This window comes from Aquipseudomonas ullengensis, from assembly GCF_014174475.1.
GTDB lineage: Bacteria > Pseudomonadota > Gammaproteobacteria > Pseudomonadales > Pseudomonadaceae > Aquipseudomonas > Aquipseudomonas ullengensis.
Genome location: NZ_JACJUD010000006.1, coordinates 221389 through 241331, shown reverse-complemented (window position 1 = coordinate 241331; position 19943 = coordinate 221389). Strand labels below are relative to the sequence as shown.

At 65.8% G+C, this 19943-nt stretch carries 22 protein-coding genes; 13 read left to right on the top strand and 9 right to left on the bottom strand.

Features of this window, described 5'->3' with window-relative positions:
• Nucleotides 1-61: 61 nt before the first annotated feature.
• Nucleotides 62-1492: a coniferyl aldehyde dehydrogenase gene (locus H3H51_RS17880; RefSeq protein ID WP_183090426.1), complete on the bottom strand. Its 1431-nt coding sequence runs from the start codon at nucleotides 1490-1492 to the stop codon at nucleotides 62-64.
• A 141-nt stretch (nucleotides 1493-1633) separates the two neighbouring features.
• Between H3H51_RS17880 and H3H51_RS17875 the strand changes: the two genes are divergently transcribed.
• Nucleotides 1634-2299, top strand: a complete 666-nt coding sequence (locus H3H51_RS17875) for a TetR/AcrR family transcriptional regulator (protein ID WP_183090425.1) — start codon at nucleotides 1634-1636, stop codon at nucleotides 2297-2299.
• An 88-nt stretch (nucleotides 2300-2387) separates the two neighbouring features.
• Here H3H51_RS17875 and H3H51_RS17870 read toward each other — a convergent pair whose 3' ends face one another.
• The 4 genes from H3H51_RS17870 to H3H51_RS17855 form a co-directional block, all read right to left on the bottom strand.
• On the bottom strand, nucleotides 2388-3368 hold the full coding sequence (locus tag H3H51_RS17870) for a hydrolase (RefSeq protein ID WP_183090424.1): 981 nt from the start codon (nucleotides 3366-3368) through the stop codon (nucleotides 2388-2390).
• A gap of 261 nt (nucleotides 3369-3629) precedes the next feature.
• On the bottom strand, nucleotides 3630-4232 hold the full coding sequence (gene rsmD, locus H3H51_RS17865; RefSeq protein WP_183090423.1) for a 16S rRNA (guanine(966)-N(2))-methyltransferase RsmD: 603 nt from the start codon (nucleotides 4230-4232) through the stop codon (nucleotides 3630-3632).
• Nucleotides 4232-5710, bottom strand: coding sequence for a M16 family metallopeptidase (locus H3H51_RS17860; RefSeq protein ID WP_183090422.1), 1479 nt, complete (start codon nucleotides 5708-5710; stop codon nucleotides 4232-4234). The genes rsmD and H3H51_RS17860 overlap by 1 nt, the downstream gene beginning before the upstream one ends.
• On the bottom strand, nucleotides 5707-7074 hold the full coding sequence (locus H3H51_RS17855; RefSeq protein ID WP_183090421.1) for a M16 family metallopeptidase: 1368 nt from the start codon (nucleotides 7072-7074) through the stop codon (nucleotides 5707-5709). The genes H3H51_RS17860 and H3H51_RS17855 overlap by 4 nt, the downstream gene beginning before the upstream one ends.
• 139 nt (nucleotides 7075-7213) lie before the next feature.
• Here H3H51_RS17855 and ftsY point away from each other — a divergent pair, with 139 nt between their 5' ends.
• The 5 genes from ftsY (at nucleotide 7214) to H3H51_RS17830 (ending at nucleotide 12008) form a co-directional block, all read left to right on the top strand.
• Nucleotides 7214-8641, top strand: coding sequence for a signal recognition particle-docking protein FtsY (gene ftsY, locus H3H51_RS17850; protein WP_183090420.1), 1428 nt, complete (start codon nucleotides 7214-7216; stop codon nucleotides 8639-8641).
• Nucleotides 8638-9306: a cell division ATP-binding protein FtsE gene (gene ftsE / locus H3H51_RS17845; protein WP_183090419.1), complete on the top strand. Its 669-nt coding sequence runs from the start codon at nucleotides 8638-8640 to the stop codon at nucleotides 9304-9306. Before ftsY ends, ftsE begins: the two co-directional genes overlap by 4 nt.
• Complete coding sequence (gene ftsX / locus H3H51_RS17840; RefSeq protein WP_183090418.1) at nucleotides 9306-10316, top strand: permease-like cell division protein FtsX; 1011 nt, start codon at nucleotides 9306-9308, stop codon at nucleotides 10314-10316. Before ftsE ends, ftsX begins: the two co-directional genes overlap by 1 nt.
• Nucleotides 10317-10475: 159 nt before the next feature.
• Nucleotides 10476-11330 (top strand): RNA polymerase sigma factor RpoH, encoded by an 855-nt coding sequence (gene rpoH / locus H3H51_RS17835; protein WP_183090417.1) that lies wholly within the window; start codon nucleotides 10476-10478, stop codon nucleotides 11328-11330.
• Nucleotides 11331-11390: 60 nt separating this feature from the next.
• Nucleotides 11391-12008: a hypothetical protein gene (locus H3H51_RS17830; RefSeq protein WP_183090416.1), complete on the top strand. Its 618-nt coding sequence runs from the start codon at nucleotides 11391-11393 to the stop codon at nucleotides 12006-12008.
• Here the strand turns inward: H3H51_RS17830 and mtgA are convergent.
• Nucleotides 12005-12736, bottom strand: a complete 732-nt coding sequence (gene mtgA / locus H3H51_RS17825; protein WP_183090530.1) for a monofunctional biosynthetic peptidoglycan transglycosylase — start codon at nucleotides 12734-12736, stop codon at nucleotides 12005-12007. The genes H3H51_RS17830 and mtgA overlap by 4 nt on opposite strands.
• A gap of 69 nt (nucleotides 12737-12805) precedes the next feature.
• On the opposite strand from mtgA, the gene H3H51_RS17820 reads away from it, so the two are divergent.
• From H3H51_RS17820 to H3H51_RS17800, 5 genes are all read left to right on the top strand, one after another.
• Entirely contained in the window at nucleotides 12806-13177 is a 372-nt protein-coding gene (locus tag H3H51_RS17820; protein ID WP_183090415.1) for a DUF423 domain-containing protein, read from the top strand.
• 108 nt (nucleotides 13178-13285) lie between these two features.
• Nucleotides 13286-13486, top strand: a complete 201-nt coding sequence (thiS, locus tag H3H51_RS17815) for a sulfur carrier protein ThiS (protein WP_183090414.1) — start codon at nucleotides 13286-13288, stop codon at nucleotides 13484-13486.
• A gap of 19 nt (nucleotides 13487-13505) precedes the next feature.
• Nucleotides 13506-14297 carry a thiazole synthase gene (locus H3H51_RS17810; RefSeq protein ID WP_183090413.1) on the top strand — a complete coding sequence of 264 codons (792 nt, stop codon included), beginning with the start codon at nucleotides 13506-13508 and terminating at the stop codon, nucleotides 14295-14297.
• Nucleotides 14298-14323: 26 nt separating this feature from the next.
• A complete protein-coding gene (gene trmB, locus H3H51_RS17805) occupies nucleotides 14324-15043 on the top strand; it encodes a tRNA (guanosine(46)-N7)-methyltransferase TrmB (protein WP_183090412.1) in 720 nt (239 codons plus the stop codon).
• Between the two features lie 172 nt (nucleotides 15044-15215).
• On the top strand, nucleotides 15216-16535 hold the full coding sequence (locus H3H51_RS17800; RefSeq protein WP_220791074.1) for a DUF1329 domain-containing protein: 1320 nt from the start codon (nucleotides 15216-15218) through the stop codon (nucleotides 16533-16535).
• A 66-nt stretch (nucleotides 16536-16601) separates the two neighbouring features.
• Here H3H51_RS17800 and H3H51_RS17795 read toward each other — a convergent pair whose 3' ends face one another.
• The 3 genes from H3H51_RS17795 to yrfG form a co-directional block, all read right to left on the bottom strand.
• Nucleotides 16602-17027 carry a glycine zipper domain-containing protein gene (locus H3H51_RS17795; protein WP_183090410.1) on the bottom strand — a complete coding sequence of 142 codons (426 nt, stop codon included), beginning with the start codon at nucleotides 17025-17027 and terminating at the stop codon, nucleotides 16602-16604.
• A gap of 97 nt (nucleotides 17028-17124) precedes the next feature.
• Complete coding sequence (locus H3H51_RS17790; RefSeq protein ID WP_183090409.1) at nucleotides 17125-17601, bottom strand: hypothetical protein; 477 nt, start codon at nucleotides 17599-17601, stop codon at nucleotides 17125-17127.
• A 151-nt stretch (nucleotides 17602-17752) separates the two neighbouring features.
• Nucleotides 17753-18442 carry a GMP/IMP nucleotidase gene (gene yrfG / locus H3H51_RS17785; RefSeq protein ID WP_183090408.1) on the bottom strand — a complete coding sequence of 230 codons (690 nt, stop codon included), beginning with the start codon at nucleotides 18440-18442 and terminating at the stop codon, nucleotides 17753-17755.
• An 82-nt stretch (nucleotides 18443-18524) separates the two neighbouring features.
• Here yrfG and nudE point away from each other — a divergent pair, with 82 nt between their 5' ends.
• The gene (nudE, locus tag H3H51_RS17780) at nucleotides 18525-19091 is read left to right on the top strand and encodes an ADP compounds hydrolase NudE (RefSeq protein ID WP_183090407.1); all 567 of its coding nucleotides are present in this window, start codon (nucleotides 18525-18527) and stop codon (nucleotides 19089-19091) included.
• Complete coding sequence (cysQ, locus tag H3H51_RS17775) at nucleotides 19088-19909, top strand: 3'(2'),5'-bisphosphate nucleotidase CysQ (protein WP_407926516.1); 822 nt, start codon at nucleotides 19088-19090, stop codon at nucleotides 19907-19909. The genes nudE and cysQ overlap by 4 nt, the downstream gene beginning before the upstream one ends.
• Nucleotides 19910-19943: the final 34 nt, after the last annotated feature.

Here is a 19943-nt window from a genome sequence, read left to right as displayed (position 1 = left end):
CCGCGTCCTCGCCCAATTTCGCCTTGCCTGGCTCTAGCTCAAAAGATCCGAGAGGTGACTCTTAGCGAACGAATAGTTTGTGGATCAGCTTCTGGATACCGGTGCCATAGGGAGGGTAGATGAACTTGGCGGCGTTGAAGCGCTGCTTGATGAACACGCCCTTGGCCTTGCTGAAGGTCAGGAAGCCTTCGTGGCCGTGGTAATGGCCCATGCCGGACGGGCCGACGCCACCGAATGGCATGTCGTCCTGGGCCACGTGCAGCAGGGTGTCGTTGAGGCACACGCCGCCGGAGTGGGTTTCGTGCAGCACGCGCTGTTGCTCGGCCTTGTCGTAGCCGAAGTAGTACAGCGCCAGCGGCCGCGGACGGTCGTTGATGTAGTTGAAGGCGTCTTCGATGCGCTGGTACGGCACGATCGGCAGCAGCGGGCCGAAGATCTCGTCCTGCATCAGCTTCATGTCGTCGCTGACGTTGAGCACCAGGCTGTGGGTCATGCGCCGACCCTGGCCTTCACCAAGCATCGGCAGGACTTGCGCGCCCTTGCTTTCGGCGTCGCTGATATAGCCCTTGAGGCGAGTGAGTTGGCGCTCGTTGATGATCGCGGTGTAGTCCGGGTTGTTCGCCACTTGCGGGAAGAAGCGCTGCACCACGCCACGGTAGGCGTCGATGAAGCCTTCCACGCGGTCCTGCGGCACCAGTACGTAGTCCGGGGCCACGCAGGTCTGCCCGGCGTTCATGGTCTTGCCGAAGGCGATGCGCTCGGCGGCGTCGGCCAGCGGCACATCGGCGCTGACGATGGCGGGCGACTTGCCGCCCAGCTCCAGAGTTACCGGCACCAGGTTGTCGGCGGCGGCGCGCATCACGTGGCGACCGATGCTGGTGGCGCCGGTGAACACCAGGTGATCGAACGGCAGGTGGGAGAACGCCTGGCCGACATCGGCCTCGCCCAGCACCACGCTGACCAGGTCGGCAGGGAAGACTTTGGCCAGCAGGTCCTTGACCAGTTGCGAGGTGACCGGGGTCGACTCGCTCATCTTGATTATTACCCGGTTGCCGGCCGCGAGGGCACCGATCAGCGGGCCGAAGGCCAGGTACAGCGGGTAGTTCCACGGCACGATCACGCCGACCACGCCCAGTGGCTGGTAGACCACCTTGGCACTGGCGGGCTGGAAGGCGGCGCCGACGGCGCGCTTGGAGGGTTTCATCCACTTGCCAATGCGTTTGCTGGCGTAATCGATGCCGTGCAGGCTCGGCATGATCTCGGCCAGCAGGGTTTCATCCGCCGAACGGTTGCTGAAGTCGCTGGATACCGCGTCGATCAGTGCTTGCTTCTCACTGAGGATCAGCTCGCGCAGGGCCTTGAGCCAGGCGCGGCGCTGCTCGGCCGACGGCATGGGGTTGCTGCGAAAGGCGGCGCGCTGGGCGGCCAGCAGAGGCTCCAACTGGTTGATCTGTTGCTGGCTCTGCTGCAGGAAAGCGATATCGGCGACCATGGTGGTGTCTCCCTGGAGACGGTGGATGACAGAGAGTGCGATTGTTAGAGTAATTGCTCTAAACTGTCAAATCAGCGCGCAACCGGTCGTCAGACGCGGCGCTTTCCCGTACTTTTGCCACTTTGCCCATCGAGCCGAACCATGGCCCCGAAGAACAAGACCCGCGAGCGCATCATCGAAGCCAGCCTGGAGCTGTTCAATGCTCAGGGCGAGCGCAGCGTGACCACCAACCACATCGCCGCTCACCTGGGGATTTCGCCGGGCAACCTGTACTACCACTTCCGCAACAAGCAGATGATCATCGCCGAGCTGTTCGCCCAGTACGAAAGTCGCGTCGATGTGTTTCTGCGCCGCCCGGATGGCCGCGCGCTGACGGTGGACGACAAGACCTTCTACCTGGAAGCGCTGCTCGCGGCGATGTGGCACTACCGCTTCCTGCACCGCGACCTGGAGCACCTGCTGGAAACCGATCCAGAGCTGGCCAGCGCCTACCGCGGCTTTGCCCGGCGCTGCCTGGAGAATGCCACCGACGTCTACCTGGGCTTCGTCGAGAGCGGCATCCTCGACATGAACGTCGAGCAGGTCGAGGCGCTGACCTTCAATAGCTGGATCATCCTCACGTCCTGGGTGCGCTTCCTCTGCTCGATCCGCAGCAATCCCGGCGACCTCAGCGAGGAGCTGATGCGCCGTGGCATCTACCAGGTGCTGGCACTGGAGGGCGGGTATGTTTCGGCAGCGGCGCGACCGGCGGTGGAGGCCTTGCTCAAACGCCTGCATGTGCCGCTGGAGCGAGTGCTGGAAGGCTGAGCGCTGCGAGCGATTCACCTCGGGCTGCGCTGTGCTCAGCCACAACCTGCGGACGTAGGGCGGGTGCAACCCGCGCTATGGGTTGGCGCTACCTCGCACCCAGCCAGGCCGGGATGCGCTGCTCCAGGTAGTACGCCGGCTGCCGTGGCGAACCGCCGATAAAACCGACATGACCGCCGCGCGCATGCAGTTCCAGTTGCGTGCTGCTCGACAGCTCGTGGGCCTGGGGCACGCTGTGGGGAAAGACGAAGGGATCGTCGCTGGACTGGATGATCAGCGTGCGGCTGCGGATCTGCCCGAGGAAGTAGCGGCTGGAGGCACGCCGGTAGTAGTCGTCGGCATCGGTGTAGCCATGCAGCGGCGCGGTAAAGCGGCCGTCGAAATCCCAGAAGGTGCGCATGCCCTCCAGTGGGCCCAGGGCTTCCAGTGCCGCCAGGCGTTCGTGGTGGCCTTCGTGGACAAAGCGCTGCTGCTTGTCACGCACATAGGCGACCAGGGCGCGCATGAAGTGCGCCTGGTAGACCTTGGAGAAGCCACGGTCGATGCGTTCGGCGCAGTGGTCCAGGCGAAACGGCACCGACACCGCCACCGCGCCCTGCAGTCCGGAGGCCTCGCCACTTTCGCCCAGGTACTTGAGCAGCACGTTGCCGCCCAGCGAATACCCCACCGCATACAGCGGCGCCAGTGGCCGCTGGGCCTGCAGGTGTTCGATCACCCGCGCCACATCCTCGCTGACTCCCGAGTGGTAGCCACGCGGCAACAGGTTGGGTTCGCCGGAGCAGCCACGCCAGTTCAGCGCCACGCTGGCCCAGCCGCGCGCGGCCAATTGCTGTTGCAGGCCGAGCACATAGTGCGAGCTGGAGGAGCCGGTCAGCCCGTGCAGCACCAACACCAGCGGCGCCTCGGCTTCATGCGGGCCGTGCCAGTCGAGGTCGAGAAAGTCGCCATCTTCCAGCCACAGCCGTTCGCGCTGGCGCTCTAACTGCGGCGCGCGGCGGCACAGCGAGCCCCAGAGGGTTTGCAGGTGAGGATTGCGCAGCCACCAGGCGGGTGCGAATTCGGCTGTCATGGGGGTTCGCGTCGCTACGGGAGAAGGCCCAGGCTAGAGCCTCGGCGAGCAAAAAAGAAGCACCATTGGCCGGACGAATGAGCGGCCCATGTAGGGTGGGGCGCGCTTTATCGGTCCACCGCGCGGCGTCTTGGTGGATGAAAAGGGCGTCATCCACCCTAGGGTTGCTGGCGTCGATGGGCGGCGGGCTTTTGTAGGAGCCCGCTTGCTGGCGATCCGTGATCGCTACATTGATCGCCAGCAAGCTGGCTCCTACAGGGTTTAGCTGTTGGCGGTGCGTTCCCACAGCGCGTAATGCACCTGCCCGGCCTTCTGCTCGCGGTGCAGGCGCCAGTTGCCGGGCATGGCCAGGGTCGAAGGGGCGGCCTCGCTTTCGGTGTAGACCCAGGCGTCCTTGGCCAGCCAGCCTTTTTCTTCCAGCAGGCTGCAGGCCGGTGTCAGCAGGTCCTGGCCGAACGGCGGGTCGAGGAAAACCAGGTCGTAGGGCGTGGCCGGCTGGTTTTCCAGGTGCAGCAGGGCGTTGGTCTGCAGGACCTGGCCGTTGCTGCACTTCAGCGTGGTAAGGATCTGCCGCAGGCTGGCGACCGCGCTGCTGTTGCTGTCCAGCGCCAGGGCGCTGCTGGCGCCGCGTGACAGGGCTTCCAGGTACAGCGCGCCGCTACCGGTGAAGCAATCCAGTACATGGGCGCCCTCGACATAGGGCGCCAGCCAGTTGAACAGCGTTTCGCGCACCCGGTTCGGCGTCGGGCGCAGGCCGTGGGCCATCGGGAAGCTGAACTGGCGACTGCGCCATTCGCCGCCAATGATGCGCAGCTGGCCGCTGCCGCCGTGGTCTGCTGGTTTGTTGCCTGGGGGCTTGCGCATTAATGCTCCGGGACGCCGGTGGGTTGCTCGGCGGGTTTATCGGTAGGGGGTGGTAGTTCTTTCTGCGCGACAGTCGGGCCGGCGGTGACGATGACCAGGGCATCCGGGTTCAGGTGCTTGGCCATGGCGGCCTTGACCTGAGCCACGTCGAGCGCCTGGACCTGGGCGACGAAGTCTTCCAGGTAGCTCAGCGGCAGGTCATAGAAGCCCATGGCGCCGAGCTGGCCGACGATATCGGCGTTGCTCGCGGTGGACAGCGGGAAGCTGCCAGCCAGCTCGCGCTTGGCGTTGTCCAGTTCCTGCTCGGTCGGGCCGCTGGCCAGGTAGTCGTGCAGGAGGTCCTGTACCAGCTTGAGGGTGCCGTCGCTGAGTTCGGCGCGGGTCTGCAGGCTGATCATGAACGGGCCGCGTGCCTGCATGGCGCTGAAGCCGGAGTACACGCCGTAGGTCAGGCCGCGCTTCTCGCGCACTTCTTCCATCAGGCGCGTGCCGAAGCCACCGCCGCCGAGGATCTGGTTGCCCAGGGTCAGCGCGGCGTAATCCGGGTCACGGCGATCGATGCCGAGCTGGGCCAGCAACAGGTGGGTCTGCTTGGACGGGAACTCGATATGGCTGGGGCCGGCTTTGGGCTCCTGTGGCTGGGCGATCTTGGCCAGCGCCGGGCCTTTGGGCAGGGCGGCGGACACCTCGGCGGCCATGGCCTCGGCCTCGGCCCGCGAGAGGTCGCCGACCAGGGCAATGACCGCGTTGCCGGCGGCATAGGCCTTCTGGTGGAAGGCGCGCAGCTGGGCGACGCTGATCGGCGGGATGGTCTGCTCGTTGCCCTCGCTCGGGTGGGCATAGGGATGCGTGCCGTACAGGCGCTCGAACAGCTGCAGGCCGGCGAGCTTGCCGGGGTTCTGCTTCTGGTATTCGAAGCCAGCCAGCAGCTGGTTCTTGATCCGCGCCAGGGAGTCTTCGGGGAAGGTTGGCTGGCCGAGCACCTGTTCGAACAGTTTCAGCGCCGGCTCGCGCTGGGCCTTGTCGCTCAGGCTGCGCAGGCTGGCGACGGCCATGTCGCGGTAGGCGCCGTTGCCGAAGTCGGCACCGAGGCCTTCGAAGCCTTCGGCAATGGCGCTGACGTCCTTGCCGGGTACGCCCTCGTTGAGCATGGCGTTGGTCAGGGCGGCGAGGCCGGGCACGCCGTCGTCCTGGCTGCTGCCGGCGGCAAAGGTCAGGCGCAGGTCGAACATCGGCAGCTCGGGGGCGGCGACGAACAACACCTTGGCGCCTTCGGCGGTCTGCCAGGTCTGGATGTCCAGGGTGCGCCGGCTCGGTGCCTTGCCTTCCAGGGCGGCCAGCGATTCCAGGTGCTCGCTGGGCGCGGCGGCCGCTTCGGGCGCCTGGGCGGTGCGGCTGGCAATAAACGTCAGCAGGCCGATCAGCAGGATCAGGCCAAGGCCGAGCAGGGTGTAACGCAGGCCGTTGCGTTCACTCATGGCTGGGCTCCTTCAGGGGCGGCTTGCTTGGGCAGGATGTGGGCGACGGACAGGCGCGAACGGCTGAAGTAGGTCTGTGCGGCGCGCTGGATGTCGGCGGGGGTGACGGCTTCCAGGTCGGCGAGGTCCTGGTCCATCAGTTTCCAAGACAGGCCCACGGTTTCCAGCTGGCCGATGGTGGTGGCCTGGCTGGTGATCGAGTCGCGCTCGTAGACCAGGCCGGCGATGACCTGGGCGCGCACGCGCTGCAGTTCCTCGGTGCTGGGTGGGGTGTGCTTGAGCTCGTCGAGCAGGCGCCAGATGCCGGCTTCCACCTGCTCCAGGGTCTTGCCGGTCTGCACGTTGGGCGTGGCGGAGAGCACGAACAGGCTGTCGCCGCGGGCGAAGGCGTCGTAGCTGGCGGACGCGCCGGCCACCAGTTCCTCGCCGCGCTCCAGGCGGGTCGGCAGGCGGGCGCTGTAGCCGCCGTCGAGCAGGGCGGAGATCAGACGCAGGGCATGCACGTCACGCGGGTCCTTGGCGGTGGCCAGGCCGGGCACGTTGAAGCCCATCAGCAGGCTCGGCAGTTGCGTCTGCACATGCTGGACGGTGCGCCGCTCGCCGGGTTCGGCCAGCTCGAAGGGAATCTTCGCTGGCGGCACGTCGCGGCGCGGGATGGCGCCGAAATAGCGCTGGGCCAGGGTTTTCACTTCGTTCGGGCTGACGTCGCCGACCACCACCAGGGTGGCGTTGTTCGGCACGTACCAGGACTGGTACCAGTGGCGCAGCTCTTCGACCTGCATGTGGTCGAGGTCGGACATCCAGCCGATGGTGGGCGTGTGGTAGCCGCTGGCCGGGTAGGCCATCGCCTTGAAGCGTTCGTAGGCCAGGGAGGTGGGCTTGTCGTCGGTGCGCAGGCGGCGTTCTTCCTTGATCACCTCGATCTCGCGGGCGAACTCGTCGGCCGGCAGCTTGAGGCTGGCCAGGCGGTCGGCTTCCAGTTCGAAGGCGACGGCCAGGCGATCACGCGACAGCACCTGGTAGTAGGCGGTGTAGTCGTCGCTGGTGAAGGCGTTTTCCTCGGCGCCGAGGTCGCGCAGGATGCGCGAAGCCTCGCCGGGGCCGAGTTTGCGGCTGCCCTTGAACATCATGTGCTCGAGGGCGTGGGACAGGCCGGTCTGGCCAGGCGTCTCGTAGCTGGAGCCGACTTTGTACCAGAGCTGGGAGACCACCACGGGCGCGCGATGGTCCTCGCGGACGACGACCTTGAGGCCGTTGTCGAGGGTGAATTCATGGGTTGGTTGGGAGATGGCGGCCGAGGCAGCCAGAGGCACGCACAAGGTGGAGAGCAGCAGGCCGGCGCAGCGGCGGGCTAGTCGATTCATCGATTCGGGACCTGTCGGACAGCCCGGGCGGTCGTACCGCCGGCGAGCGAAGAGGTGCTAGGATACCCCATCCTTTTCCGGGGCGGCGCAACGGCCGGAATGGCCCTGCTGCGCAGCCCCCCTGAGATACCCAAGACCCATGTTTGGTTCCAACGACGACAAGAAGTCGCCAGCTCCGGCTGGCAAGCCTCCGGCCGAGGCCGGGGAGAAGAAATCCCTGTTCGGCTGGCTGCGCAAAAAACCGCAAGAGTCGACGGATGCTGCCGCGGAACAGCCCGTCGCTGCCGCTCCCGCGTCTGACGCCCCGGTTGCCGCAGCGCCGGTCGCTGAGACCGCGGTTGCTGAGCCGGTTGTTGTTCCTGAGGCCCCGGCGGTTATCGCTGAACCTGTTGCCTCTGTTGAAGTGGCGCCCGAACCGCCTGTTGCTGTACCAGTCCTCGAGCCTGTAGTGGCGGCGCCGGTGGTGGCCGAGCCGGAGCACAAGCCCGCGACCTCGCGCTTTGCCATCAACGCCGGCGCTGAAGTCACCCACGAGGTGCAGCCAGTAGTCGTCGAAGCACCGGTTGTCGCGGTGGTCGAAGAGTTGCCGCCAGCGATCGCTGCACCGGCCGAGCAGAACAAGCCGGGCGACAACCAGGGTGGCTGGTTCGCCCGCCTCAAGCAGGGCCTGTCGAAGACCAGCGCCAGCCTCGGTGAAGGCATGGCCAGCCTGTTTCTCGGCAAGAAGGCCATCGACGATGACCTGCTCGATGACCTGGAAACCCGCCTGCTCACCGCAGACGTCGGCGTCGAGGCCACCACTGCGATCATCGGCAACCTGACCAAGCGCGTGGCGCGCAAGGAACTGGCCGACAGCGGCGCGCTGTACAGCGCGCTGCAGGAAGAACTGACCGGCCTGCTCAAACCGGTCGAGCAGCCGCTGGTGATCCCGGCCGAGAAGCAGCCCTATGTGATCCTGGTGGTCGGCGTGAACGGCGTCGGCAAGACCACCACCATCGGCAAGCTGGCCAAGAAGCTGCAGCAGGATGGCAAGAAGGTCATGCTCGCCGCCGGCGACACCTTCCGTGCCGCCGCTGTCGAGCAGTTGCAGGTGTGGGGTGAGCGCAACAACATCGCGGTGATCGCCCAGCACACCGGTGCCGATTCCGCCTCGGTGATCTTCGATGCGGTGCAGGCGGCCAAGGCCCGTGGTGTCGATGTGCTGATCGCCGATACCGCCGGGCGTCTGCACACCAAAGACAACCTGATGGAAGAGTTGAAGAAGGTTCGCCGGGTGATCGGCAAGCTCGACGACACCGCGCCGCACGAAGTGCTGCTGGTGCTCGACGCGGGCACCGGGCAGAACGCAATCAACCAGACCAAGCAGTTCAACCAGGCGGTGGCCCTCACCGGGCTGGCGCTGACCAAGCTGGACGGCACCGCCAAGGGCGGGGTGATCTTCGCCCTGGCCAAGCAGTTCGGCTTGCCGATTCGCTACATCGGTGTCGGTGAAGGCATCGACGACCTGCGCACCTTCGTCGCGCAGGATTTCGTCCAGGCATTGTTCGCGGAAAGGGAGCGCGCATGATTCGATTCGAGCAGGTCGGCAAGCGGTATCCCAATGGCCATGTCGGGTTGCATGAACTGAGTTTCCGCGTGCGCCGTGGCGAATTCCTGTTCGTCACCGGTCACTCCGGCGCGGGCAAGAGCACCCTGTTGCGCCTGCTGCTGGCGATGGAGCGCCCGACCACGGGCAAGCTGATGCTGGCCAACCAGGATCTGTCGCAGATCACCACCGCGCAGATTCCTTTCCTGCGTCGACAGATCGGCGTGGTGTTCCAGAACCACCAGTTGCTCTTCGACCGCTCGGTGTTCGACAACGTCGCCCTGCCGCTGCAGATCCTCGGCTTGTCCAAAGCCGAGATCGACAAGCGCGTGCGTTCGGCCCTGGAGCGCGTCAGCCTCGCCGACAAGGTCGACCAACTGCCGGCCGACCTGTCCACTGGCCAACAGCAGCGCGTCGGTATCGCCCGCGCCGTGGTGCATCGCCCGGCGCTGCTGCTGGCGGACGAACCCACCGGTAACCTCGACCCGCGCCTGGCCGCTGAAATCATGGGCATCTTCGAAGACATCAATCGCCTCGGCACCACGGTGCTGATCGCCAGTCACGACCTGGCCCTGATCGCGCGCATGCGCCACCGCATGCTGACCCTGCAGCGCGGCCGTCTGATCGGCGACGGGGAGGCCAACTGATGAGCGACTCGCAACGCAACCTCAAGGCCGCCGAACGGGTTGGCGCGGTCCAGCCCAAGGCCGACAAGCCGATCAAGGAAGGCCCGGATTTCACCACCCTGCTGCACGCCTGGCTGGAAAGTCACCGCGCCAGCCTGGTGGACAGCCTGCATCGCCTGGTCAAGCAACCGATTGGCAGCTTCTTTACCTGCCTGGTGATGGCCGTGGCGCTGTCGCTGCCCATGGGCCTGTCGCTGCTGCTGGACAACGTCGAGCGCCTCGGCGGCTCCTGGCAGCGCGCCGCGCAGATTTCCCTGTACCTGCAGATCGACACCAGCGAGGCCGCCGGCCAGCAGTTGCGTGACGAAGTCGCCGGCATGGCCGACGTGGCCTCGGCCGAGTGGATCAGCCGCGAACAGGCCCTGGCCGAGTTCGAGCAGCAGTCCGGCATCGGCGAAGCCCTGCGCGAGCTGCCGGATAACCCGCTGCCCGGTGTGGTGGTGGTGACCCCGCGCGAAGTCGACCGGCCGACCCTGGAAGCCCTGCGCCAGAACCTCTCGGAAATGCCCGGTGTGCAGCAGGCGCAGCTGGACCTGCAGTGGGTCGAGCGGCTGTCGGCGATCCTCAACCTGGGCGATCGCTTCGTCTTCGGCCTGACCCTGCTGCTGGTGCTGGCCCTGTTACTGGTGATCGGTAACACCATCCGCCTGCATATCGAGAACCGGCGCAGCGAGATCGAGGTGATCAAGCTGGTCGGCGGCACCGACGGCTATGTGCGTCGGCCCTTCCTCTATATGGGTACCCTCTATGGGGTTGGCGCCGGGTTGCTGGCCTGGGGCCTGCTGGCGTTCGGCCTGGACTGGCTGAACGGCGCCGTGGTGCGCCTGGCCGGGTTGTATGGCAGCGATTTCACCCTGCTCGGCGTGCCCACTGCCGATGGTCTATCACTGCTGTTAGGTGCGGTACTGCTCGGCTATATTGGCGCCTGGCTGGCCGTGGCACGCCATTTGAGCGAGCTCGCGCCACGCTGATGCCGTCTGACCGAGGGCGTTCTTTCGCCCTCTCAGGTATACGGCAACACCTTGATTCGAATGGTTATCCGGGCTTCTGTAAGGGAACTTTTCCAGCACTTCCCGGCTCAGAAGAGGCAGTGCTAGACTGCACCCGCTGTGTAATTTTGGAGGTTTTTCATGACCACTTCTCTGCAACCTGTCCATGCTCTAGTCCCAGGCGCCAACCTGGAGGCTTACGTGCATGCGGTGAACAGCATTCCGCTGTTGTCGCCCGAGCAGGAGCGCGAGCTGGCCGAAAGTCTCTACTACGAGCAAGACCTTGAGGCCGCCCGGCAAATGGTGCTGGCCCACCTGCGCTTCGTCGTGCACATCGCCCGTAGCTACGCCGGCTACGGCCTGGCCCAGGCTGACCTGATTCAGGAAGGCAACGTCGGCCTGATGAAGGCGGTCAAACGCTTCAACCCGGAAATGGGCGTGCGTCTGGTGTCCTTCGCGGTGCACTGGGTCAAGGCCGAGATCCACGAATTCATCCTGCGCAACTGGCGCATCGTCAAAGTCGCCACCACCAAGGCCCAGCGCAAGCTGTTCTTCAACCTGCGCAGCCAGAAGAAACGCCTGGCGTGGTTGAACAACGAGGAAGTGCACGCCGTGGCTGAAAGCCTGGGCGTCGAGCCACGTGAAGTGCGCGAGATGGAAAGCCGCCTGTCGGGTCACGACATGGCCTTCGATCCGGCTGCCGACGATGATGACGACAGCGCCTTCCAGTCGCCTGCGCATTACCTGGAAGACCACCGCTACGACCCGGCCCGCCAGCTCGAAGATGCCGACTGGAGCGACAGCTCCAACGCTGGCCTGCACGAAGCGCTGGAAGGCCTCGACGAGCGCAGTCGCGACATCCTCTACCAGCGCTGGCTGGCCGAGGAGAAAGCCACCCTGCATGAGCTGGCCGCCAAGTACAACGTCTCCGCCGAGCGTATTCGCCAGTTGGAGAAGAACGCCATGAATAAGCTGAAAGGCTCGATTCAGGCTTAAGCTGTAATCCCCCGAAAAGCCGCACCCAGGTGCGGCTTTTTTCTGCCTGGAGAATTTGTCATGCCCCTGCCAGCCCTGCGGCGTCGTCCGCCCGCGCTGCTGTTTACCGGTGTCGCGCTGCTTGCCTGCCTGCTGGCCTATGGGCTGAACCACCTGCTGCAGCGCCCGGCGGAGCCGATTGCCTGGCTGGGCGAATGGCAGGTGCCGGTGTTGCAGCCGTTGGCCGATGGGCAGCTGACCTTGCAACAGCTGCGCGAGCACCTGCCGGAGGGTGAGCTATGGGTGCAGCCGCAGCTGGATGGCCTGCGCCTGCTGTACCGCGGCGAGCTGATGAGCGCGGATGAGCCCTGGCAGTTGCAGGCCGAGTTGCAGCTGAGTGCGCGCGAGCGCGACAGCCTGGCCAAGGCTACCGGTCTGGGCCAGCGTGATGCCGAGCAACCGTTGGCAGCGGCGCTGCAGGAGCCGCTGTCGCGACATCAGATCACCGCGCTGGATTTACGCCCGCAAGCGGCGCTGGACTCCGCGCGCCTGGTCGCCAGCCTCGGCGAAGCGCGTCTGCGCCTGCAGATGCAGGAGGGCGAAGCCTGGGTGTATCCACAGCAGGGGCTGACCGCCCACCTGCGCGAGGGACGTTTGCAGCTACTGCGCGCGGTGCCGCGCAGCTTGCTGCTGCATTAACGGCTGGGTGACTGCAGCCAGTCGGGCCGCCACGGTTTGAGCTGCTCGAGGTAGTGGCTGCCGCCAAGCTGGTACGCCTGGCGGGTGATCCAGCTGGCTCGGCGACTGACATGCGGCCCCGGCCGGCGGGGGCTCCAGGCGCGCGGGTTGGGCAGCACGGCGGCCAGCAGGCTGGCCTGCTGGCGTGACAGGTAGGGCGCGCCGACGCCGAAGTGATGGCGCGCCGCGGCTTCCGCGCCGAACACGCCGTCGCCCCATTCCACGCTGTTGAGATACACCTCGAGAATCCGCTGCTTCGACCAGAACAGTTCGATCAGCCCGGTGAACCAGGCCTCCAGCGCCTTGCGCGGCCAGCTGCGGCCGGACCAGAGGAACAGGTTCTTCGCCACCTGCTGACTGAGGGTGCTGGCGCCGCGCAGGCTGCCGCCCCGTTCGTTGTGCACCAGGGCCTTCTGGATGGCGTCGAGGTCGAAGCCATGGTGCTCGGCAAACTTCTGGTCTTCGGCGGCGATCACCGCGATCTTCAGGTTGTCCGGCAGCTCTTTCCAGGGGCGCCAGCTGCGCTGCAGGTCAATTGGCTCGCCATCGACCCACGACTCGACCTTGCGCTCGACCATCAGCGCGGTACCGGGCGGGTCGATCCAGCGCAGGGCGAGCACCAGCAGCGCCGAGCCAGCGGCGAACCAGAGCAGCAGTTTGGACAAGCGGCGAAACAGGTCACGCAGCATGGATGGCTTGGCCGAGAAGGATGGGCGGGCCATTATAGCCACCGCATTGGGTCTGTCCGGGAGTGAATCATGTTGCGGGTGTTTCTGTTATTGGCGGCGTTTGCCGGTTTCACCGGGGTCGCGCTGGGGGCATTCGCCGCTCACGGCCTCAAGGCCCGGCTGAGCGCCGAGCACCTGGCCGTGTTCCAGACCGGGGTGCATTACCAACTGATCCATGCCCTGGCGCTGTTCGGCGTGGCGCTACTGCTGCATTACCTGCCGGGGCGACTGCTGACGGCAGCCGGCAGCCTGTTTGCCCTCGGTATCCTGCTGTTCTCCGGCAGCCTGTATGCGCTGGTGCTCAGTGGTGTCGGCAAGCTGGGCATCATCACCCCGTTCGGCGGCCTGGCCTTTCTCGCCGGCTGGGCCTGCCTGGGGCTGGCGGCCTGGCGCCAGGCTTGAGCGGGATCAGGGGCGCGCTGGGGCGGGGACGAATGGCGTCCTTTTACCTTGGTCGCTGCCGATGATCGGGCTAGAATGCCGACCCTTTCATGTTCTGACTGCCCAGCCATGCACATCCAACTGAACGGCGATTCCTTCGAGCTCGCAGACGGCGCCACCGTCGCCGACCTGCTCGTGCGCCTGGATGCGGTTGGCAAGCGGGTCGCGGTCGAACTCAATCTGGACATCGTGCCGCGCAGCCAGCACGCCACCACGGTCCTGCGCGACGGTGACCAGCTGGAAGTCGTCCACGCCATCGGCGGCGGCTAGTCGCCCGAGAGGAGTTGCCATGAGCGCCATCATCGACAAACCCTTCACCCTGGCCGGGCGCACCTACGCGTCGCGTCTGCTGGTCGGTACCGGCAAGTACAAGGATCTCGAGGAAACCCGCCTGGCCATCGAGGCCTCGGGTGCCGAGATCGTCACCGTGGCGGTGCGCCGGACCAACATCGGGCAGAACCCGGGCGAGCCGAACCTGCTCGACGTGATCTCGCCGGACAAGTACACCATCCTGCCCAACACCGCCGGTTGCTACGACGCCGTCGAAGCGGTGCGTACCTGCCGCCTGGCCCGTGAGCTGCTCGACGGCCACAAGCTGGTCAAGCTGGAAGTGTTGGCCGACCAGAAGACTCTGTTCCCCAACGTGATCGAGACCCTCAAGGCCGCCGAAGTGCTGGTCAAGGAAGGCTTCGACGTGATGGTCTACACCAGCGATGACCCGATCATCGCCCGCGAGCTGGCCGCCATGGGCTGCATCGCGGTGATGCCGCTGGCAGGCCTGATCGGCACCGGCCTGGGCATCTGCAACCCGTACAACCTGCGCATCATCCTCGAAGAAGCGACGGTGCCAGTGCTGGTGGATGCCGGTGTGGGCACGGCTTCCGATGCCACCATCGCCATGGAGCTGGGCTGCGAGGCGGTGCTGATGAACAGCGCCATCGCCCATGCGCAGAACCCGATCCTGATGGGCGAGGCGATGAAGCACGCGATCATCGCCGGGCGCATGGCCTACCTGGCCGGGCGCATGCCGAAGAAACTCTATGCCAGCGCGTCGTCGCCGCTGGATGGTCTGATCAAGTAAGCCCCTAAACAGGCTAAGAGAGCCCCATGAGTGAAGTAGTCGAGCCGGTCGAAGACGGCGCTGCCGAGCGCCCGCACCGCGCTATCAAGAGTTTCGTCATGCGCTCCGGGCGCATGACCGAAGGCCAGCAGCGCGGTCTGGACCAGGGCTGGCCGCAGTTCGGCCTGCAGCTGGAAGACGGCCTGCGCGATTTCGACCAGGTGTTCGGGCGCAGCGCGCCGCGCACCTTCGAGATCGGCTTCGGCATGGGCCACGCGACCCTGGAGATGGCCGCTGCCGCGCCTGAGCACGACTTCATCGGCGTGGAAGTGCACAAGCCCGGCGTTGGTGCCCTGCTCAATGGTGCGCTCACGCAGAACCTCAGCAACATCCGCGTGTACAGTTGCGATGCTCTGGAAGTGCTGCGCGACTGTGTGGCCGATGCCAGCCTCGACCGCCTGTTGCTGTTCTTCCCCGATCCATGGCACAAGGCGCGTCACCACAAGCGGCGTATCGTCCAGCTGAGCTTTGCCGAGCTGGTACGCAGCAAGCTCAAGGTCGGTGGTGTGCTGCACATGGCCACCGATTGGCAGCCATACGCGGAATATATGTTGGAAGTGCTCAGCGCGGCGCCCGGTTACCATAACCTGTCCGCTGACAGTACCTATGTCGAGCGCCCCAGCGAGCGCCCGATTACCAAGTTCGAACGCCGTGGCGAACGCCTCGGTCACGGTGTATGGGACCTCAAGTTCCAGCGCATCGACTGATTCAAGCCCCTGTGGAACAGGGTAAAACCGACCGGGACAACCCGGCGCCAGGATGGCTTCCTCACCCCCGACAGCACTATGCAGATGCGGCCTACACTGGTCGTACGAATAAGAATGGCGGCGCGTAACAACCCGCGAGGAGAACGCTGTGTTGAGATCTATTGCAGTTCTGATGTTGGTGGCCGCTGCGCTGCCAGCCCATGCACGGGTCGACGCTGTCCAGGCCGCACGCCTGGGGCAAGACCTGATGCCGTTGGGCGGTGAGCGCGCGGGCAATGCCGCCGGCACCATTCCGTCCTGGGAGGGAGGCCTGAGCACGCCGCCGGCCGGTTATCAGCCGGGGATGCACCATCCCGACCCGTATGCCGGCGACACCCAGCTGTACCGCGTGGATGCCAGCAATGCCGCGCAATACAAGGCCGTCCTGGCGCCGGGCTACCAGAAGCTGCTGGAGAAACACCCGGGCTACTACCTGCGCGTGTTCCCCACCCGCCGCAGTGCGGCCGCCCCGCAGCGCATCTATGACGCCACCCGCTACAACGCCACCAACGCCGGGCTGATTTCCGGCGGTAACGGTATCGAAGGCACTGCCGCCGGCATTCCTTTCCCGATCCCGCAGAGCGGCCAGGAAGCGATCTGGAACCACATCGCCCGTTACCGTGGCGATCAGGTGCGCATGGTCACCAACCAGGCTGCCGTGCTCGCCAACGGCGACTACACGCTGCTCAAGCGCGACCGTGAAATCCTCTTCATCTACGGTCGCGAAGGCGTGACCCCGGCTGATCTGGACAACACCCTGTTCTTCTACAAGTACGCCGTGACCGCGCCGAGCAAGCTGGCCGGTTCGTCGCTGGTGGTGCAGGAAACCCTCGACCAGGTTCTGGCCATCCGCAAGGCGTGGCGCTTCAGCCGTGGCGAGCGTCGCGTGCGTCGTCTGCCGATGCTGGCCTATGACGCCATGCAGCCGGACACCAACGGCATGGCCACCGCCGACGTGGTCGACGCGTACAACGGCGCGCCGGATCGCTACGAGTGGACGCTGGTCGGCAAGCAGGAAATGCTCATGCCGTACAACAGCTACGCCGTGCACCAGAAAGGCACCCCCTACGAGACGATTCTGCAGAAGAAGAGCGTCAACCCCGACCTGCTGCGCTATGAGCTGCACCGCGTCTGGGTCGTAGAAGCGCACCTGCGCAAGGGCTTCAGCCACCCGTACGCCACCCGTCGTTTCTACATCGACGAAGACAGCTGGCAGATCCTCGCCGTCGACCTGTACGACAAGAGCGGAGCCATGGTCGGCCTGCAGGAAGCCCATCCGATCAGCTACTACGACGTGCCGATGTTCGGCAGCACCCTGGAAACCATCTACGACTTCAAGGGTGACCGCTACTACGTCGACGGCCTGGACAACAACGAGCCTATGTACGACTTCAACGTCAAGCTGAACAAGACGGACTTCACTGCCGCCGCCTTGCGCCGCGAAGGGATCTGACCGCCAGCCGGTCTTTCTCCCGCCCAAGAAAAAGCCCGCATTCGCGGGCTTTTTCGTTTCTGCCGATCAATCGTTGTCGTGGCGATGCTTGTGCTTCTTGGCTTTCTTGCTGCTATGGCCGTGGTTGTCATCATCGTCGGCGTAGTTGCTGCCCAGCGCGCCACCAGCGGCACCGCCGAGTGCGCCGCCAATCGCTGCGCCGGTGGAGCCGCCGACCTGGTTGCCGAGCACGGCGCCGCCGGCAGCACCCAGGCCACCACCGACGGCGGCCTCGGTCTTGCTGCCTTTCTTCGCGCTGACTGCGCTGCCCGCCGCCCCACCCACGCCGGCGCCGATGGCCGCACCGGTAGAACCACCGACCTGCTGACCGACCACGGTGCCGAGGGCGCCGCCCAATGCGCCGCCGATGGCGGTTTGCGTGGTGTCGCCGGCATACAGCGGCTGGGCCAGCAGCAGGCTGCTGAAGGCGAGAAGGGGCAGGGAGCGGTGCATGGCAAATACCTCAGGAAAAATGCGCGCGCAGGGTGGCCCAGATGAGCGGGCGAGGCAAGCGCCGCGGCGTCGTTTTGCGGCCAGGGTAGCAGGCTACTCAGTCATGCCAGCGTTTGTGCTTACGGCCGTGGTGGTGCTTGCGTTCGCCATAATGGTGGCCGTTGTCATGGCGGTAATCGCCGCGGCGACCGCGGTGATCATGGTCGTCGTCATCACGGTTGCCGTCGCCATAGTTGTTGCCCAGAGCACCGCCGGCTCCACCGCCGAGTGCTGCGCCGATCAGGCCACCGGTATTGCCGCCGACCTTCTGCCCGATGACGTTGCCGCCCGCGGCGCCGAGGCCGCCGCCAATCGCCGCTTCGGTACGACTGTGCTTGTCGGCACCGACGCCCGCACCGGCTGCACCGCCGACGCCGGCGCCAATCGCCGCGCCGGTGTCGCCGCCAATCTGCTGGCCCACCACCGAGCCCAGCACACCGCCGAGGGCGCCACCGACGCCAGCCTGAGTGTTGCCGGCAAAGGCACCAGCGCTGGCCAGGCTGAGGGAGAGTAGAAACAGCGAGGAAAACTTCATGACTACAGATCTCTGGAGGTACACGGCGCCGATCCTGCCAGCGTCAGCGCGCCAGGCAAGCACGACGAAGCGGCCCTGCGAGAGGCTTCACGGGTTGCGAAAATATTGCTGCAGGCGACGAACTACGGGGCTTTGCCAGGGTCAGCCAGACTTATCCCCGAGCCTTTTGCAGGCTGTGCGCGAGGGCGTCGCTGAGCTGGCGGTAGTCGTCCACGGCGGCGAATTCCTCGGTGTCCTTGTGCGCCTGGCGGCTGTCCGGCTGGCGGATACCGAGCAGGTGGGCGACGCCAAAGCGGCGGGCGCTGCGCAGGATCGGCAGGCTGTCGTCGATAAACAGGCAGCGCGCCGGATCGAAGGGGAAGTCCTGCTGCAGGGCATCCCAGAACTGCTGGTCTTCCTTGGGCACGCCGTAGTCGTGGGAGCTGATCAGCCGATCGAACCAGGGCGCCAGTTCGACCCTCTCCAGTTTCAGCGACAGCGAGTCGCGGTGCGCGTTGGTGATCAGCACCACGCGCTTGCCCGCGGCGCGCAGGGCGGCGAGAAAGGTGTCGGCGTCCGGGCGCAGGGCGATCAGGTGCGCCACCTCACGCTTGAGCTCGCGCACCGGGAGGTTCAGCTCGCGGCTCCAGAAATCGGTGCAGTACCAGGGCAGGGTGCCGGCATGTTCGCGAAACAGCGGCAGCAGCTCGGCATCGGCCGCCTCACGGCTCACCCCATGCAGCTCGGCATAGCGCTGCGGCAGGTGCTCCAGCCAGAAGTGGTTGTCGAAGTGCAGGTCGAGCAGGGTGCCGTCCATGTCGAGCAGCACGGTGTCGATATCGGTCCAGGGCAGCAGAGGCATGGCAAAGTCCGGAAACAGACGGAGAGGAGGAATCCCGCGCGGGTAGCGGGGTATGATACCCGTTCGAATCAAGGAGCGAATGATGCGTGAGAAACCCCAGGTGCTGGCCCGCGAGATAGTCGCCAGCAGCCGCCTGTTCCGCGTCGAAGAACTGCAGCTGCGCTTCTCCAATGGCGTCGAACGTACCTATGAACGGCTGGTCGGCAAGGGCTCTGGCTACGGCGCGGTGATGATCGTGGCGATGCTCGACAGCGAGCATGCGGTGCTGCTCGAAGAGTATTGCGGCGGTACCGACGACTATCAGCTGTCGCTGCCCAAGGGCCTGGTTGAGCCCGGCGAGGATGTGCTCGAGGCCGCCAATCGCGAGCTCAAGGAAGAGGCCGGTTTTGGCGCGCGCCAGCTGGAGCGGATCGCCGAGCTGAGCCTGTCGCCCGGCTATATGAGCCAGAAGATCCAGGTGGTGCTGGCCCGCGACCTCTATGAGGAAAGCCTGCCGGGCGACGAGCCCGAGCCGCTGCGGGTGGACAAGGTCAACCTGCGCGAACTCAGCGCCCTGGTGCAGCACCCGCAATTTACCGAAGGCCGTGCACTGGCTGCGTTGTACCTGGTGCGCGACCTGTTGAGCCAGCGTGGAGAATTCAACCTGTGAGCCATCCCTTTCTGCCGGCGGTGATCGCCCTGGTCCAGCGCGCCGGTCAGGCGACCCTGCCGCACTGGCGCAATGACGTGGCGGTGATTCAGAAGGCCGACGCCTCCCCGGTGACGGCTGCCGACCTGGCGGCCCATGAAATTCTTGCCGCCGGCCTGCTGGCCCTGGCGCCGGAGATTCCGGTGCTGTCCGAGGAAGACGCCGACATCGCCTTTGGCGAGCGTGCCGACTGGCAGCGCTGGTGGCTGGTCGACCCGCTGGACGGGACCAAGGAGTTCATCTCCGGCAGCGAAGAGTTCACCGTCAACGTGGCGTTGATCGAGCGCGGCGAAGTGGTGTTCGGTGTGGTCGGCATTCCGGCCAACGGCCGTTGCTACTACGGTGGCCGTGGCCTCGGCGCCCAGCGCATGGAGCGGGATGGTGCCGCCGAGGACATTGCCGTGCGTATTGCACCGGCCGAAGCCTTTACCGTGGTGGCCAGCAAGCGCCACTCCAGCCCGGCCCAGGAGCGTCTGCTGGAAGGGCTTTCCGAGCGTTTCGGTGACCTGCAACTGGCCAGCGTCGGCAGCTCGTTGAAGTTCTGCCTACTCGCCGAAGGCAACGCCGACTGCTACCCGCGCTTGGCGCCCACCTCGCAGTGGGACACCGCAGCCGCCCAGGGCGTGCTGGAAGGCGCCGGCGGCGAGGTGCTTGATCTCAAGGGCGAGGCGCTGACCTATGAGGCCCGCGAGTCCTTTCTCAATCCGTCCTTCCTCTGCCTGCCGCAGGCCGCCGAGTGGCGCGCCGAGCTGATCCAGCTGGCTCGCGCCCTCGACTGAGCCAGTAGCCTTCCCACGCTCGGTGTGGGAAGGC

Coding starts and splice junctions, on each gene's coding strand:
- H3H51_RS17880 (WP_183090426.1), bottom strand. CDS start 1,492: ATGGTCGCCGATATCGCTTTCCTGCAGCAGAGCCAGCAACAGATCAAC.
- H3H51_RS17875 (WP_183090425.1), top strand. CDS start 1,634: ATGGCCCCGAAGAACAAGACCCGCGAGCGCATCATCGAAGCCAGCCTG.
- H3H51_RS17870 (WP_183090424.1), bottom strand. CDS start 3,368: ATGACAGCCGAATTCGCACCCGCCTGGTGGCTGCGCAATCCTCACCTG.
- rsmD (WP_183090423.1), bottom strand. CDS start 4,232: ATGCGCAAGCCCCCAGGCAACAAACCAGCAGACCACGGCGGCAGCGGC.
- H3H51_RS17860 (WP_183090422.1), bottom strand. CDS start 5,710: ATGAGTGAACGCAACGGCCTGCGTTACACCCTGCTCGGCCTTGGCCTG.
- H3H51_RS17855 (WP_183090421.1), bottom strand. CDS start 7,074: ATGAATCGACTAGCCCGCCGCTGCGCCGGCCTGCTGCTCTCCACCTTG.
- ftsY (WP_183090420.1), top strand. CDS start 7,214: ATGTTTGGTTCCAACGACGACAAGAAGTCGCCAGCTCCGGCTGGCAAG.
- ftsE (WP_183090419.1), top strand. CDS start 8,638: ATGATTCGATTCGAGCAGGTCGGCAAGCGGTATCCCAATGGCCATGTC.
- ftsX (WP_183090418.1), top strand. CDS start 9,306: ATGAGCGACTCGCAACGCAACCTCAAGGCCGCCGAACGGGTTGGCGCG.
- rpoH (WP_183090417.1), top strand. CDS start 10,476: ATGACCACTTCTCTGCAACCTGTCCATGCTCTAGTCCCAGGCGCCAAC.
- H3H51_RS17830 (WP_183090416.1), top strand. CDS start 11,391: ATGCCCCTGCCAGCCCTGCGGCGTCGTCCGCCCGCGCTGCTGTTTACC.
- mtgA (WP_183090530.1), bottom strand. CDS start 12,736: ATGCTGCGTGACCTGTTTCGCCGCTTGTCCAAACTGCTGCTCTGGTTC.
- H3H51_RS17820 (WP_183090415.1), top strand. CDS start 12,806: ATGTTGCGGGTGTTTCTGTTATTGGCGGCGTTTGCCGGTTTCACCGGG.
- thiS (WP_183090414.1), top strand. CDS start 13,286: ATGCACATCCAACTGAACGGCGATTCCTTCGAGCTCGCAGACGGCGCC.
- H3H51_RS17810 (WP_183090413.1), top strand. CDS start 13,506: ATGAGCGCCATCATCGACAAACCCTTCACCCTGGCCGGGCGCACCTAC.
- trmB (WP_183090412.1), top strand. CDS start 14,324: ATGAGTGAAGTAGTCGAGCCGGTCGAAGACGGCGCTGCCGAGCGCCCG.
- H3H51_RS17800 (WP_220791074.1), top strand. CDS start 15,216: ATGTTGGTGGCCGCTGCGCTGCCAGCCCATGCACGGGTCGACGCTGTC.
- H3H51_RS17795 (WP_183090410.1), bottom strand. CDS start 17,027: ATGCACCGCTCCCTGCCCCTTCTCGCCTTCAGCAGCCTGCTGCTGGCC.
- H3H51_RS17790 (WP_183090409.1), bottom strand. CDS start 17,601: ATGAAGTTTTCCTCGCTGTTTCTACTCTCCCTCAGCCTGGCCAGCGCT.
- yrfG (WP_183090408.1), bottom strand. CDS start 18,442: ATGCCTCTGCTGCCCTGGACCGATATCGACACCGTGCTGCTCGACATG.
- nudE (WP_183090407.1), top strand. CDS start 18,525: ATGCGTGAGAAACCCCAGGTGCTGGCCCGCGAGATAGTCGCCAGCAGC.